12 protein-coding genes are annotated in these 14,530 nt (G+C 74.1%); 5 read left to right on the top strand and 7 right to left on the bottom strand.

Annotated features, from left to right (window positions below; all coding sequences use genetic code 11):
• Positions 1–100: 100 nt before the first annotated feature.
• Positions 101–1,210, top strand: coding sequence for a hypothetical protein (locus DER29_RS06225; RefSeq protein WP_121396457.1), 1,110 nt, complete (start codon positions 101–103; stop codon positions 1,208–1,210).
• A gap of 93 nt (positions 1,211–1,303) precedes the next feature.
• Here DER29_RS06225 and DER29_RS06230 read toward each other — a convergent pair whose 3' ends face one another.
• A complete protein-coding gene (locus DER29_RS06230; RefSeq protein ID WP_121396458.1) occupies positions 1,304–1,813 on the bottom strand; it encodes a hypothetical protein in 510 nt (169 codons plus the stop codon).
• Between the two features lie 213 nt (positions 1,814–2,026).
• Between DER29_RS06230 and DER29_RS06235 the strand changes: the two genes are divergently transcribed.
• Positions 2,027–2,254: a helix-turn-helix domain-containing protein gene (locus DER29_RS06235; protein WP_121396459.1), complete on the top strand. Its 228-nt coding sequence runs from the start codon at positions 2,027–2,029 to the stop codon at positions 2,252–2,254.
• A gap of 103 nt (positions 2,255–2,357) precedes the next feature.
• A complete protein-coding gene (locus tag DER29_RS06240; RefSeq protein WP_121396460.1) occupies positions 2,358–2,954 on the top strand; it encodes an Rv3235 family protein in 597 nt (198 codons plus the stop codon).
• Positions 2,955–3,028: 74 nt separating this feature from the next.
• Here the strand turns inward: DER29_RS06240 and secA are convergent, their stop codons facing one another.
• Positions 3,029–5,950: a preprotein translocase subunit SecA gene (gene secA / locus DER29_RS06245; RefSeq protein ID WP_121396461.1), complete on the bottom strand. Its 2,922-nt coding sequence runs from the start codon at positions 5,948–5,950 to the stop codon at positions 3,029–3,031.
• A 160-nt stretch (positions 5,951–6,110) separates the two neighbouring features.
• On the opposite strand from secA, the gene DER29_RS06250 reads away from it, so the two are divergent.
• Together DER29_RS06250 and DER29_RS06255 are read left to right on the top strand one after the other, a co-directional pair.
• Complete coding sequence (locus DER29_RS06250; protein WP_233599657.1) at positions 6,111–7,274, top strand: GNAT family N-acetyltransferase; 1,164 nt, start codon at positions 6,111–6,113, stop codon at positions 7,272–7,274.
• On the top strand, positions 7,271–8,380 hold the full coding sequence (locus DER29_RS06255) for a GNAT family N-acetyltransferase (RefSeq protein WP_121396463.1): 1,110 nt from the start codon (positions 7,271–7,273) through the stop codon (positions 8,378–8,380). The genes DER29_RS06250 and DER29_RS06255 overlap by 4 nt, the downstream gene beginning before the upstream one ends.
• A 125-nt stretch (positions 8,381–8,505) precedes the next feature.
• Here the strand turns inward: DER29_RS06255 and hpf are convergent, their stop codons facing one another.
• From hpf to mtrA, 5 genes are all read right to left on the bottom strand, one after another.
• Entirely contained in the window at positions 8,506–9,138 is a 633-nt protein-coding gene (hpf, locus tag DER29_RS06260; protein ID WP_121396464.1) for a ribosome hibernation-promoting factor, HPF/YfiA family, read from the bottom strand.
• A 249-nt stretch (positions 9,139–9,387) separates the two neighbouring features.
• Entirely contained in the window at positions 9,388–10,092 is a 705-nt protein-coding gene (locus DER29_RS06265; protein WP_121396465.1) for a ComF family protein, read from the bottom strand.
• A 5-nt stretch (positions 10,093–10,097) separates the two neighbouring features.
• On the bottom strand, positions 10,098–11,891 hold the full coding sequence (locus tag DER29_RS06270) for an LpqB family beta-propeller domain-containing protein (protein WP_121396466.1): 1,794 nt from the start codon (positions 11,889–11,891) through the stop codon (positions 10,098–10,100).
• Complete coding sequence (gene mtrB / locus DER29_RS06275; protein WP_199729143.1) at positions 11,888–13,675, bottom strand: MtrAB system histidine kinase MtrB; 1,788 nt, start codon at positions 13,673–13,675, stop codon at positions 11,888–11,890. Before mtrB ends, DER29_RS06270 begins: the two co-directional genes overlap by 4 nt.
• Before the next feature lie 12 nt (positions 13,676–13,687).
• Positions 13,688–14,377 (bottom strand): MtrAB system response regulator MtrA, encoded by a 690-nt coding sequence (mtrA, locus tag DER29_RS06280; protein WP_089001893.1) that lies wholly within the window; start codon positions 14,375–14,377, stop codon positions 13,688–13,690.
• Between the last annotated feature and the right edge of the window lie 153 nt (positions 14,378–14,530).

Here is a 14,530-nt window from a genome sequence, read left to right on the forward strand (position 1 = left end):
GCGCGGGGCGGGCCACGGGTGGTGGGGGTGGTGGACGCGTACGCTGGGTGGCCGGTGAACTGCCGGCCCACCGGGGCCGGCGTCCGTCGGAGGGAAGACGATGACCAAGCAGCCCGGCAGCTCCGCAGCTGCGGAGTCGGACCGGTCGGCGCCGGCCGCCGACGCGGTTCCCGAGACGACGGACGCCATCGGAGCCACCGGAGCGCAGGACGCCACCGCCCGACCGGTGGACGCCGCCGACGGAACAGAGGCCGGCCCCCCGGCCGACCCGCGGGGCGGGACGGCGCTGCCGCTCGCGCCCGGTGCGCCGGTGCTCGCGCTCCTGGCGCTCGGGTGGCTGGCCGCGATGCTCTGGTCGACCCGCGAGGTGATCAGCTCCGCGGCCGCCGGGCTCACCGCCATCAGCCTCTCCGCGTTCGCCCTGCCGGGGGTGATCTCGGCCGCGCTGGTCGCCGGCGCCGGCTTCGCCCTCTTCGGCGTCGACCTGCTCGCCCGCCGGGGCAGCGACCGGGTCACCCTGCGCTTCGTGGCGGCGATCGGCACCGGCCTGCTCGTCGGGCTCGCCGCCGCGTTCGCGATCAACCTGACGTACGCCGACAACGCGACCACCAACGTGATCGCCGCGACCACCGCCGCCGCCGCGACCGTCGGCGGGGCCATCGCCGGCGCCCGCAGCGGGTCCGTGGTCGGGGCCGTGGTGGCCGCCGCCCTCGGCACGCTGATCTTCGTGGTGGCCTTCAGCCGGGCCCGCGACCCGCTCTTCGACCTGTTCGGCGGCGGCGACACCCAGGAGTCGCTGCTCAGCGCCGCCAAGTGGGTGTCCCGCACCGAGTCGCTGCTCGCCGGCCTGCTGGCCGGGCTGCTGGCCTTCGGATACCTGACCCTGGCCCGCCGCCGGGCCGCCCGGCACGACGCGGCGGCGCCCGCGCCCCGCTGGCCCGCCTACCTGCTGGCCGGCGCCGGCCCCGGCCTGCTCCTGATCGTCGCCGAGGTGATCATCCGGGTCGGCGGGCGGTCCCTGCTCGACCTGGCCGGCGCGCTGAGCGAGGCGGACGCGGTGGCCCAGACCTCGCTGGGCACCTCCCGCATCGACAACGCCATCTGGGTGCTCTTCGTCGGCGCCCTGACCGCGATGATCGCCTTCGGCCGCACCCTGGGGCCGGCCCACGCCGACGACGACGAGCCGGCCGAGGCCGCCCCCACCCGCTGACCCCGGCACCCGCCGCGCCGTCGGGCGCCGCCCGTTGGTGCCGCCGCGTCGGTCGACACCCCGACGGCGGGCGCCGCAGGTGGCGCGCGGGGGTCAGGAGGTCGCGCGGAGCAGCAGGTCCAGCTCGGTGACGTCGTACCACTCCAGCTCGTGGTCCTCGGCACCGTCGACCGTGAACTGCGCGTCCTCGTCGCCGGCCAGGGCCTCGGTGACCACCTCCGCCGCGGCGGACACGTCGTCGACCGCGTCGGCCCCGTCCACGTGGACGGCCGCGACGGCGCCGACCGGCACGGGGGCGCTCAGCTCGACCACGCTGGAGCCCAGCTCCCCGTCGCCCCGGCCCACGGCCGTGGCGGGCAGGTCGACCGAGACGACGACCCGTCGGCGGGGCGCGTCGGGGTCGGCCCGGAGCAGCTGCAACGCGTCCTGGGCGGCCCGGGTGAAGGCGACGTACTCCAGCTCCTCCTCGTCGCCCTCGGCGTACCACTCCCGCAGGGTGGGGGTCACCGCGTGCGCGGCGGCCACCGGCAGGCCCGCGCCGCGCAGCAGGGTCAGCATCGGGACGGTCGCCGGCACGTACACCCGGACAAGCTCCTCGGTCACCGGTCGTCTCCCCCGCTCAGGTCCTGCGCCGGCCTCCGCCGGTCCCGGCCGATCATGCCCTATGCCGTGACCGTCATACACCGCGCACCTTCCCGGTGGAAGCGTCCCGCCGGTGTGTCCCGGGCGTGTCGCCGCAGGTCGCGTCCCGGCGGCTGGGCCCTGTCGGCCGTCGGTGGCAAACTGAACCAAACGACGCCAACCCCGGGGGTTTTCGTGGAGCCGAGGTTCCTGCTGCTCTCCGACGTGGCCACCGAGCTGAACGTGTCGGACTCGCAGGTCTACCACATGGTGCGCAGCGGCGAACTGCCCGCCATCAAGATCGGCGGGCGTGGCCAGTGGCGGGTGGAACGCGCCCGGCTGGAGGAGTACATCGAGCGCAAGTACGCCGAGACGGCCGACTGGGTGCGGAGCAACCCGTTGGCCGACCGCGACCCGGAGTAACCGGACCGATCCGCACTGGCATTGACCGTGGGCTCTGCCATGCCCGAGAATGGAGCCTGTCGAAGGCAAACGAAGGCAAACGCAAGATTATGGAGGTATCCGGATGACCGACCCCCGCCGCCCCGGGCCGGCTAGACCTCCCGTCCGGCTGCGCCCCGCCCCCTCGTTCGAGCCGCCGTTCACCGACGACGACGCCGCACACTGGCCGGCTGCGGGCCACGCCCAGCTCGTCCTCGACCTGTTCGAGCCGTCCCGGCGCGAGGCCGACCGGCCGCCCGGCCGACGGCAGCGGCCGGTGCCGAGCGGCCCCGGCCGGCGGCCCGCCGCCCCGGTGCCGCTGGACGCGCTGGTGACCGCCACCCCCGAGGCGACCCGGGCCGCGCACCGCTTCGTCCGCACCTGCCTGGAGGTGCTCAACGGCTACCGCCCGCCCGGGCAGCTCAGGCCGCTGCTCGACCCGGCGCGAGCGGCCGGGCTGCTGCCCGAGCTGGCCCGCGCCACCGCCCGCTCCGGTCCGGTCCGCCGCCGGTCGACCCGACCGGCCGTACGCCTGCTCCGGCTGCGGGTCTGCGAGCCGCGCGCCGCCGCCGTCGAGGTGGCCGCCGTGCTCGCCAGCACGGGCGGGCGCACCTGGGCGATGGCGCTGCGCCTGGAGCACCGCCGGGGCAGCTGGCTCTGCACGGCCCTCCAGGTGCTCTGAAACGCAGGAGCCGCGGTCCCGAAGGACCGCGGCTTCACACTGCTCGGGCGGGCGCGGGCCCGCTCAACTGCTGATCACGCCCCGCCGTTGGGGGCGCCGTGGCAGCGCTTGTACTTCCGGCCGGACCCGCACGGGCACGGCGCGTTGCGGGACGGGCCGTTGCCGGCCTCCGCCTGCCCCGACACCGCCCGCCGGTTGTTGCCGGCCGGGACGCCCGGGCCGCGCAGGCCGGACGCCGGACGCTGCGGCGCCGCCGGGGCGGTCGTCCCCGGCGCGGCCGGGGCGGCCGGGACCGGACGACCGACACCCAGCGCGGGAGCCTGCTGTTCGTCACGCTCGACGGCCACCGCGCCGGCACCGGCCTCGCCGTCGATGGTCGGCGCGGAGTACTGCAGGCCCTGCTGCTGCGGGGCCCGGCCCAGGCCCTTCGCCCGGATCTCGACCGGCTTGTCGAGCAGCTGGACCTCCTCGGCCTCGGGCTCCGGCTCGTTGACCTGGACCTCGAGGTTGTAGAGGAAGCCGACCGTCTCCTCCTTGATGCCGTCCATCATGGTGGCGAACATGTCGAAGCCCTCGCGCTGGTATTCCACCACCGGGTCGCGCTGGGCGTACGCCCGCAGGCTGATGCCCTCCTGGAGGTAGTCCATCTCGTAGAGGTGCTCGCGCCACTTGCGGTCGATGACCTGGAGCAGGACCATCCGCTCCAGCTGGCGGGTGCCCTCCTCGCCGAGCTGCTCCTCGCGCCGGTCGTACGCGGCGTGCGCGTCCTCCTTGAGGCGGGCGAGCAGGAAGTCCGCGTCCATGCCGGCCCGGGAGCCGCCGGCCTCCTCCTCCAGCTCCTCGATGGTCACGCCCACCGGGTAGAGCTGCTTGAGGCTGGCCCAGAGCTGCTCCAGGTCCCAGTCCTCGCCGTAGCCGTCGGCGGTGGCCCCCTGCACGTACGCGCCGACGACGTCGTCGATCATGTTGCGGACCTGGTCGGAGAGGTCCTCGCCGTTGAGCACCCGCAGCCGCTCGGCGTAGATCACCTGGCGCTGCTTGTTCATGACCTCGTCGTACTTGAGGACGTTCTTGCGGATCTCGGCGTTCTGGCCCTCGATCTGGGCCTGCGCGCTCTTGATCTGCTTGGTGACCATCTTCGACTCGATGGGCACGTCCTCCGGGATGTTGAAGCGCTCCATGACCGCCTCGACGGCGCCGGAGCGGAAGCGCTTCATCAGCTCGTCCTGGAGCGAGAGGTAGAAGCGGGACTCGCCGGGGTCACCCTGGCGGCCCGACCGACCGCGCAGCTGGTTGTCGATGCGGCGGGACTCGTGCCGCTCGGTGCCCAGCACGTAGAGCCCACCGGCGGCGGCGACCTCCTCCGCCTCGGCGTCGCAGGCCTGCTTCCACTGGGGCAGGACCTCCTCCAGCGCCTTGGCGTACTCCTCCTCCTGCTCGACCGGGTCGAGGCCGCGCTGGCGCAGCTCGTTGGCGGCGAGGAACTCGGGGTTGCCGCCGAGCAGGATGTCGGTGCCGCGGCCGGCCATGTTGGTGGCGACGGTGACGGCGCCCTTGCGGCCCGCCTGGGCGACGATCTCGGCCTCGCGGGCGTGGAACTTGGCGTTCAGCACGGAGTGCGGGATGCCACGCCGGCGCAGCAGCTGGGAGATGATCTCGGAATTCTCCACCGAGACCGTGCCGACGAGCACCGGCTGACCCATCGCGTGCCGCTCGGCGATGTCCTCCACCACGGCGTTGAACTTGGCCTTCTCGGTCTTGTAGATCACGTCCGGCCGGTCCTGCCGGACCATCGGCCGGTGGGTCGGGATCGTCACCACGCCGACCTTGTAGACCTTGTTGAACTCGCCCGCCTCGGTCTGGGCGGTACCGGTCATGCCGGAGAGCTTCTCGTAGAGGCGGAAGTAGTTCTGGAGGGTGATGGTGGCCAGGGTCTGGTTCTCCTGCTTGATCTCCACCCCCTCCTTGGCCTCGATCGCCTGGTGCATGCCCTCGTTGTAGCGGCGGCCGTGCAGGATGCGCCCGGTGAACTCGTCGACGATCAGGACCTCGCCGTCGCTGACGATGTAGTCCTTGTCGCGCTTGTAGAGCTCCTTGGCCTTGATGGCGTTGTTGAGGTAGCCCACCAGCGGGGTGTTGACCGACTCGTAGAGGTTGTCGATGCCCAGCCGGTCCTCGACCTTGGCCACGCCGCGCTCGGTGACCGCGATGGTGCGCTTGGAGTGGTCGACCTCGTAGTCGCCCTCGCCGTCCTTGCCGGGCTGGAGCCGGGCCACGACGCCCGCGAACTCGCCGTACCAGCGGGCGGAGTGCTCGGCCGGGCCGGAGATGATCAGCGGGGTGCGGGCCTCGTCGATGAGGATCGAGTCGACCTCGTCGACCACCGCGAAGTTGTGGCCGCGCTGGACCAGCTCCTCCTTCGACCACGCCATGTTGTCGCGCAGGTAGTCGAAGCCGAACTCGTTGTTGGTGCCGTAGGTGATGTCGCACTCGTAGGCGGCCCGGTGCTCGGTGGCCGGCCGGTTGGGCAGCACCACGCCCACGGTGAGGCCGAGGAACTCGTGCACCCGGCCCATCCAGGCGGCGTCGCGCTGGGCCAGGTAGTCGTTGACCGTGATGACGTGCACGCCCTTGCCGGAGAGCGCGTTGAGGTAGACCGGCATGACCGAGGTCAGCGTCTTGCCCTCACCGGTCTTCATCTCGGCGATGTTGCCGAAGTGCAGCGCCGCGCCGCCCATGACCTGGACGTCGTAGGGCCGCTGGCCGAGCACCCGGGCGGCCGCCTCACGGCAGACCGCGAACGCCTCCGGCAGCAGGTCGTCGAGGGTCTCGCCGTCGGCGAGCCGCTCCTTGAACTGGTCGGTCATGCCGCGCAACTCGTCGTCGGTGAGGTTGACGTAGTCGTCCTCGATCGAGTTGACGGCGGCGGCGATGGCCTTGAGCCGGCGCACCATACGGCCCTCGCCCGCGCGGAGGACCTTTTCCAGAATCGACACGGATCAACGCTCCCCTAGACAGTCTCGAACCATCGTAGGCGCTTCATCGGCGCGATGGTCACTGGTGGCGGCCCTCCGAGCCGGCGAAACCGACATAACACGCTCGACTCGCGCCGGCCCGCCGAAATCCGGTTACGCCGTCCGCGAACGGTCCGGCACGATGGCTCGGGTGGAACCTGTGGAGATCACCGAGGACGGCCTGTTGCTGCGACCCTGGCGGGCGACCGACGCCGACGCGGTGCACCGGGCGTGCCAGGACCCGGACATCCAGCGCTGGACCACCGTACCGCGCCCGTACCGGGCCGAACACGCCCTCGGGTTCGTCACCGAAGTGACCCCGGCGGACTGGGCGGCGGGCACCGGGGCGCCGTTCGCGGTCTGCGAGGCCGCCACCGGCGAGCTGCTCGGCTCCTGCGGGCTGGTCTCGATCGACGCCGGCCTGCGCTCCGGCGAGATCGGCTACTGGACCGCGCCCTGGGCCCGGGGCGCGGGCGTCAGCGTCCGGGCCGCCCGGGCCGTCGCCCGCTGGGCCTTCGACTCGCTGGCGCTGCGCCGGCTGATCTGGCAGGCCGAGGTGGGCAACCACGCCTCCCGCCTGGTCGCGCTCCGGACGGGCTTCCGCGTCGAGGGCCGGCTGCGGCTCGCCGATCCCGCCCCCGGCGGCAGTGCGCAGGGCTGGATCGGCTCGCTGCTCCCCGGCGAGGTGCCCGCCCCCGGCGAGACCGGTCCGGCCGGCCCGGGCACCCTGGAGGCCCGCCGCGCCGCCGTCTTCGGCGCGCCCCCGCCCGTCCTCTTCGCCACCGCCGGCGCCACCGAGCTGCGGCTGCGCCCGATGGAGGAACGCGACCTGGACGCGATCGTCGACACCTGCCGGGACCGGGAGACCCTCCGCTGGACCAGCGTGCCCGACCCGTACGAGCGGGCGGACGCCGAGTCGTACCTGGAGTTCGGCCGGGGCACCTGGGCCGGCGGCACCAGCGCCTGCTTCGTGGTCGCCGACGCCGAGGACCGGTACGTCGGCACGATCGACCTGCGGCTCTCCGCCGCCGACCCGCTGCTGGCCGACGTCGGCTTCATGGCCGCCCCCGCGGCCCGGGGCCGGGGCTACCTGTCGGCCGCGCTGACCGCCCTGAGCGCCTGGGGCTTCACCACGCTGGGCCTGGCCCGCATCGAGTGGCGGGCCAACGTCGGCAACACCGCCTCCCGTCGGGTCGCCGAGAAGGCCGGCTTCACGGTCGAGGGCATCGCCCGGAGCGGGCTCACCCACCGCGGCGAGCGGGTGGACGTCTGGGTCGGCGCGCTGCTCGCCGGGGACCTGACGTGACGCCCGAGGTGATCGAGGCCGACGGGGTGCGGCTGCGGCAGTTCCGCCCCGCCGACGCCGCCGACCTGACCGCCGGCTGCGGCGACCCGGTCAACCTGCGCTTCAACCCCGGCATGCCGCAGCCGTACACCGAGGCCGACGCCCGCTGGTGGATCGCCGAGGGCGCCCCGACGGCCTGGGCCACCGGCGGGGCCGCGTACGCCATCGCCGACCCGACCACCGACCGGCTGGTCGGCGGCGCGGGCATCGGCCAGGTCGTGGCGCCGCGCCGGCAGGCGGAGGTGGGCTACTGGGTCGCGCCGTGGGCGCGGCGGCGCGGGATCGCCACCGCCGCGACGCGGGCCCTGGCCGACTCGGCGCTCCGGCACGGTATCGACCGGCTGGAGCTGATGACCCACGCCGAGAACCCGGCCAGCCAGCGGGTGGCGCTCGCCGCCGGCTTCACCCACGAGGGGGTACGCCGGGCGGCCGGCCAGCTGCGCGGCGGCGGCCGGACGGACCTGCTCGCATGGGTACGGCTCGCCGACGACCCGCCCGGTCCCGCACCCCGGCTCCTGCCGGACCTGCCCGACGGCCGGCTCACCGACGGCGTGGTGACCCTGCGCCGGCTCGGCCCGGACGACGTCGACGTGATGTACCGCCTGCACACTCGGCCGGAGGTGGTGGCGAACCAGGCCCCGCCGGTGCCCCCGACCCGGGCGGCCATCGAGCGGCGTTGCCTGCTGGCCGAGAGCGCGTGGCTCACCGGCACCATCGCCCGCCTGCTGATCGTCGACGCGGTCACCGGCGAGCCGGCGGGCAGTTGCGGGCTCAGCCTCTCCGACCCGGAGGCCGGTGAGGGTTCGATCGGCTACGCGCTCCTGCCCGACCAGCGGGGACGCGGGCTGGCCACCAGGGCGGTGCGGCTCCTGGCCGGCTGGGCGTTCGGCCCGGCCGGCATCGCCCGGCTGGTCGCCGGCACCGTGCCCGATAACACCGCCTCGCACGGGGTGCTGGAGCGGGTCGGATTCCGCCGGGAGGGCCTGCTGCGCGGGCGGCTGCCGGGGCTCGCCGGCACCCGGCTCGACGACCTGGTCTTCGGGCTGCTCCCCGACGAACTCCGCTGACCGCCCGTCCGCCCGGCTCGGCTGCCGGGGCGCCCCGGGGCGTCGTCGGCCCCGGGTGCCCGGCGGACTTCCCGCCCCTGGCGGGCCGTGGTGGCGGGGTGGGCCGCCACCACGGCGCCGGAGGGTCAGACGGCGAGGGAGATGATTCCGTAGTCGTAGGCGTGCCGCCGGTACACGACGCTCGGGCGGCCGGACTCCTTGTCCTGGAACAGGTAGAAGTCGTGGCCGACGAGTTCCATCTGGAACAGGGCGTCGTCGACGGTCATCGGCTCGGCGGGGTGCACCTTCTCCCGCGCGATGTGCCAGGGCTGGTCGCGTTCCTCCTCCTCGACCCGTTCGGCGACGGCGGTGGCCGTCCCGGCGCCGTCGGGGGACGCGCCCAGCGGCGCGTCGAGGCCGGCTACCGGCAGGCCGGCGGTGGCCGCGGCGACGGAGAGCGGCGCGTGCCGGCCCCGGTGGACGCGGCGGCGGTCGGCCGCCCGCCGCAACCGGGTGTCCAGCTTGGCGATGGCCGCGTCGAGCGCGCTGTAGAAGTCGTTCGTGCAGGCCTCCGCCCGGATCACCGGGCCACGGGAAACGCAGGTGATTTCGACGCGCTGGCAGTGGTCCGCCTGGCGTGGATTGCGCTCGTGAAACAGCTCTACATCGACACGGATAAGTTTGTGGTCGTAGCGTTCGATCTTCGCGAGTTTCTCCGCCACGTGCACCCGGTAATGATCCGGCACTTCGACGTTACGGCCCTTGACCACGATGTCCATGTGACCTCCCTAGTTCGGACGGTCGTTCGTTCCGGCATCCGGTCGCGCGCCCCTGGGGGAGGTCCCACTCGGCGTCGACCGGTCAGTGCGGCTACGCCTCCTTTCACCGCCGGGGGCGGGTGGAAAGACCTCCTACCCCCGACACGAAAACGCTAACTCCTGTTCGCCCGACAGTCACCCCCCGTCGCCACGACACCCAACAATTTTTCACAGCTCATACACCAACGGGTGAAACGGAAACACGCACCGTCACAACTTGCGCCGTTTCTCGGTCGCGGCGAGCACCGCGGCGACCGTCGGTGACAGCCCGCTCGCCGTCAGCGCCCGCCCCACCGCGGCGAGGGTGGCCCCGGTGGTCAGGATGTCGTCGAGCACCACCACCGCCGCCCCGTCGGGCGCGGACGGGACCCGCGGGCGCACCCGGAAGGCCGCCTCGGCCGCCGCCGCCCGACCGGCGCTGTCCAGCGTCACCGAGTCGGGGCGGGGCAGGGCCCGCAGCGGTCGCCGCACCCGCACCGGCCAGCCCGCCCGGCGCAGCCGGGCCGCGCAGTGCCGGGTCAGCCGGCCGAGGTGGTCGCCGTAGCGGGCGCGGGCCGCCGCCGCGGTGTCCGGCACCGGGACCAGCGTCACCGGGCGGACCCCGCCGACCGCCGCCGCCACGACCTCGGCGAGCAGCGCGCCCAGGGGCCGGGCCAGCCCGTGCCGGCCGTGGTCCTTGTACGCCAGCAGCGCCTCCCGCAGCGGGCCGGCGTACGGGCCGAGGGCGACGCAGGGCGGCAGGTCGGGCGGGGCGGGAGTGGGGCGTACGGCCCGGGGGCGCAGCGCGCCGAGCGCCGCCACGCACTCCGGGCAGACGCCCTGCCGCAGCCCCGGCCGGCGCTCGCGGCAGCCGGCGCACTCCACGGGCAGCACCAGGTCGGTGAGATCCGCCCAGAGCCCGCCGAGATCCCGCACGGAGATCAGTAGAGGAAGAAGGGGGCGGTCGGGTTGCCGGCGCGCGCCCCCGCCGACGGCGCGACCTCCTGCACCTGCTCGGGCTGGATCCGCTCGAACGGGCCGCTGCGGTACGCCACCCCGTTCGCCTCGTACATCGCGGCGCCGACGCGCCCCACGGCGTTCGCCGGGTACGCGGCCAGGTGCGTCACCCGGGCGCCGATCTTGTCCTCCAGCCGGCTCTCCCGGGCGCCGTCCACGCTGACCTCGTAGACCGCCGGGCGGCCGACCGCACCCGCGAGGACCAGGGCATTATCGCCGTACCAGTCGACGGCCGACAGGCTGGTCAGCCGGGTGGGCAGCCGACGGGCCGGGCCGGGCGTGACCCCCGCACCGTCGGGGCTGAGGGCGGCGACGTAGAGCGCACCCCCGGCGATGGCGGCGATCCGGTGGCCGTCCAGCGAGGCCGCCACCGCGGTCACCGGGCCGGGTACGCCCAGCGACACGGCGGTGAGCTGCGCCTGGGCGTCGAAGCGGTACAGGCTTCCGTCGGCGACCACCAGCCCCGCCGGCTGCCCCCGGTACGTCGAGCGCAGCCAGACGGGCCGGCTCATGGCCGCGTAGCCCTTGGCGCTGCGGCTGAACACGGCCACCGGGTCGGTGCCGGTGCCGACGGAGAGCCACTGTCGGCCGGCGTCGGTGACCACCAGCGCCGCCAGGATCTGGTTGTCGGCGCGGCTGAGCCCGGCGGACACGACGTTCCGGTTGGCCTTGGCGTCCACGGGCACCGGGCCGCTGGGCTCGCCAGCGTAGGCCAGCGGGTGGACGGCTCCCTCGTAGACGCAGAACCGCTGGAAGCTCTCCGGGAGCTGGTGCACCGGGCGGTCCAGACGCCGCCGTTCCAGGTCCGGGATGAACTCCTGGGACTGGTTGCGGATCTTGATGTCGAGCGGCCCGTCGAAGTCCGGCAGCGACCAGGCGAGCTGCGTGCCGAGCTGCTCCAGCCGGGCCTTGTTCTCCGGCATCTCCAGGTCGACCTCCCAGCGGCCGTCCGTCCGGGTGGCGTTGTTGATCAGGCGGGTGCCGTCCGGCAGCCTGCTCACGGCCGTGCCGAGCCAGGCGGAGGGGCCGGCGGTCAGCCACTTGACCACCTCGCTCACCCGCCGCTCGTCCGGCACGGCGAGGGGCAGGTAGCGCTGGTCGGGGACGAGGCGGCTGCGGTCGTTGTTCCAGAAGTAGATCGTCCGGCTCTGGTAGTACGTCTCCAGCGCCTCGACGCTGAGCAGCAGCGCGGTCGGCGGGTTCGCCACGTACAGGCCCCCGTCCGCCAGGCCCTCCTGCCCGGGCTGGCTGCGCAGCTCGAACGTGTACGTCGTGGTGCTCGTCTCCGGCGGGCCCAGCGTGCCGTCGTTACGCAACTGCCCGACCTGCTGCACCTTGAGGGTGACCTCGGTCCGGTCCGGGGCGGGCGCGATCACCGGCTCCTCGGTGAGCCGGACGACGGCCAGCGCGACCTCGCTGCCCTGCTTCACCTGGAGGCGGTCGCGGTCGGCCGGCGCGATGAACTGCCGGACCCGTTGGTAGGCCCGGTCCGGCTCGCCGGCCGCGGCGGAGAGGAAGTTCTCGACGAACAGCTCCGCGTCGGCGCCGGCCGCGCTCCGGCTCGGGGGCTCGCCCCGGCTGCCGCTGGTCGAGCCGCCCTCCGCCGCCGGCCCCGGCCCGTCCACCCTGACCTCGGTGTTCTCCGGGATGCCACAGGCGACCGCGCCGCCCAGCAGCAGCGCGCCGCCGAGCAGGCCGGCGAGCAGCCGACGCCTCACGACCCCACCTCCGCGTGCCCGCCGTTGCCCGGCCGGCGCGGACCGCCGGCCAGCGCGCCGTCGGTGCCCGGCCCGATCGTGAGCGCGCCCCCGGTGCCGGGGCCGATGGCCAGCAGCCCGCCCGCCCGGGGCCCGCCGAAGGGCAGCGTGGCGTCGGCCGGGACCAGCCGCAGCGGCGAGGTGGTCAACCGGTCGCCGGCCCGCGACGGCAGGGTGAGCCGGAACTGGGCGCCCTGCCCGGGCGCGCCCCACGCCTCCAGCCAGCCGCCGTGCAGCCGGGCGTCCTCCAGGCTGATCGACAGGCCGAGCCCGGTGCCGCCGGTCTGCCGGGCCCGGGACGGGTCGGCCCGCCAGAAGCGGTTGAACACCAGCTTCTCCTCGCCCGGCTTGAGCCCCACCCCGTGGTCGCGGACGGTTATCGCCACCGCCGTGTCGTCCACCCCGAGCGTGATCAGCACCGGCTTGGCCTCGCCGTGCTCGACGGCGTTGCCGACCAGGTTGCGCAGCACCCGCTCCACCCGCCGGGGGTCGACCTCGGCGATCACCGGGGTGCCGGGGACGTCCAGCTCGATGGCCACCCCGACGCGCTCGGCGAGGCCGGCCAGGCGGTCGGCCACCCGGTGCACGACCGGCACCAGGTCGGTCGGCTCGGAGTCCAGCATGGCGAAGCCGGCGTCGAAGCGGCTGATCTCCAGCAGGTCGGTGAGCAGCTCCTCGAACCGGTCCAGCTCGGCCTGGAGCAGCTCGGCGCTGCGGGCCACCGCCGGGTCGAACTCGTCGCGCTCGGCGAAGATCAGGTCGGCGGCCATCCGGACCGTGGTCAGCGGCGTACGCAGCTCGTGCGAGACGTCGGAGGTGAAGCGGCGTTGCAGCCGGGACATCTCCTCCAGCCGCAGGATCTGCCGTTGCAGGTTGGTCGCCATCTGGTTGAACGACGCGGCGAGCAGCGCGAGGTCGTCCTCGCCGTTGACCACCATCCGCTGGTCGAGCAGGCCGGCGGAGAGCCGCTGGGCGGTGCGGGCGGCCACCCGTACCGGGGTCACCACCAGCCGGGTGACCAGGCCGGCGAGCAGGGCGAGCAGGAGCACCAGGGCCGCCCCGGTGGCGGCCACGGTGCCCCGTACGTCGGCGGCCGTGGCGTCCTGCCGGGCCAGCGGCACGAGGTAGTAGAGCTCCACCTGGCCGAACCGGGTGGGCACCGGCGAGCCGTAGACCAGGTACTTCGTGCGCTTCTCGCCCAGTCGGCCGGTGCGGATCTGGCTGGCGACCTTGCCCCCGGCCACGGTCTCGCGCAGCTCGCGGCTGATCAGCGGGCGGACGTTGACCGCGGGCGAGGACCGGGGCTGGATGGCCCCGGTGTGGTTGTCGGCGGTGAGCGCCACGATCACGCCGGTGGTCTGCTGCGGGTCACCGCCGGCCAGGTAGTTGACCGTGCCGTCGATGGTCTCCTGGAGCTGACCCTCCTGCGGCTGGTTGTAGAGGCCGAACTGCTTCGCCGCGTAGTCCACGCCGCTGCCCAGCCGTATCCGCACGTCCGTCTCGACGTTCTCCACGAGGATGCCGGTGATCTTGTCGGCGATCAGGTAGGCGAAACCGCCCACCAGCAGGCTGGACGCGACCAGTGTGATGGTCACCACCCGCAGCTGGAGCGACCGCCGCCAGCTTTGGTGCAACCCGGCGAGCAGGCGCGCGGCCCGGCCGCTCACGCCGCGCCACAGCTCGCGCGCGGCGACACGCCGGCGCGGAGCTGCCGTCGGGGGGTCCGGAATCGGGGAGGTGGCCACAGTGTGACCAGGCTATCCGGTGCCCGCCTTGTAGCCCACGCCCCGCACGGTGAGGATGATTTCCGGCCGCTCGGGATCAGGTTCGATCTTGGCCCGCAGCCGCTGCACGTGCACGTTGACCAGCCGGGTGTCCGCCGCGTGCCGGTAGCCCCAGACCTGCTCGAGCAGCACCTCGCGGGTGAAGACCTGGCGCGGCTTGCGGGCAAGCGCGACCAGCAGGTCGAACTCCAGCGGCGTCAGCTTCACCTCCTCGCCGTTGCGGCTGACGGTGTGCGCCGGCACGTCGATGGTGATCTGGTTGCCGGGCGGCCCGATGGTCAGCATCTCCGGGGCGACGTCCTCGCCCCGGCGCAGCCGCGCCCGCATCCGGGCGACCAGCTCCTTGGGCTTGAACGGCTTGACCACGTAGTCGTCGGCCCCCGACTCCAGGCCGAGCACCACGTCGACGGTGTCGCTCTTGGCGGTCAGCATGACGATCGGCACGCCCGACTCGGCCCGGATCGACCGCGCCACGTCGATGCCGCTCATGCCGGGGAGCATGAGGTCGAGCAGGACGATGTCGGGGCGGTTCTCGCGGAACGCGGCCAGTGCCCGCTCGCCGTCGGCGACGAACGAGGGCAGGAACCCCTCGCTGCGCAGGACGATGCCGAGCATCTCGGCGAGCGCGGGGTCGTCGTCGACCACCAGTACCCGGGCTCTCATGGGGTTAATGTTTCCATCCCCTTCAGTTCGGTGGGATCCCCGTCACCCGGCACGGTACTGCCGTGGGACGTCGCCGCCCAGCAGCAGGTGCCCGGCGTCGCCGCCCCGACGTGCGGGTCCACCCGATCGGAACGGGCGTGTCACCATGATCCC

Origin of the sequence: Micromonospora sp. M71_S20, assembly GCF_003664255.1 — a bacterium.
Taxonomy (GTDB): Bacteria; Actinomycetota; Actinomycetes; order Mycobacteriales; family Micromonosporaceae; genus Micromonospora.

Excerpts from the sequence above, each read along its gene's own strand:
- DER29_RS06225 (WP_121396457.1), top strand. The coding sequence starts at position 101 with ATGACCAAGCAGCCCGGCAGCTCCGCAGCTGCGGAGTCGGACCGGTCG.
- mtrA (WP_089001893.1), bottom strand. The coding sequence starts at position 14,377 with ATGAGAGCCCGGGTACTGGTGGTCGACGACGACCCCGCGCTCGCCGAG.
- DER29_RS06250 (WP_233599657.1), top strand. The coding sequence starts at position 6,111 with ATGGCTCGGGTGGAACCTGTGGAGATCACCGAGGACGGCCTGTTGCTG.
- DER29_RS06240 (WP_121396460.1), top strand. The coding sequence starts at position 2,358 with ATGACCGACCCCCGCCGCCCCGGGCCGGCTAGACCTCCCGTCCGGCTG.
- hpf (WP_121396464.1), bottom strand. The coding sequence starts at position 9,138 with ATGGACATCGTGGTCAAGGGCCGTAACGTCGAAGTGCCGGATCATTAC.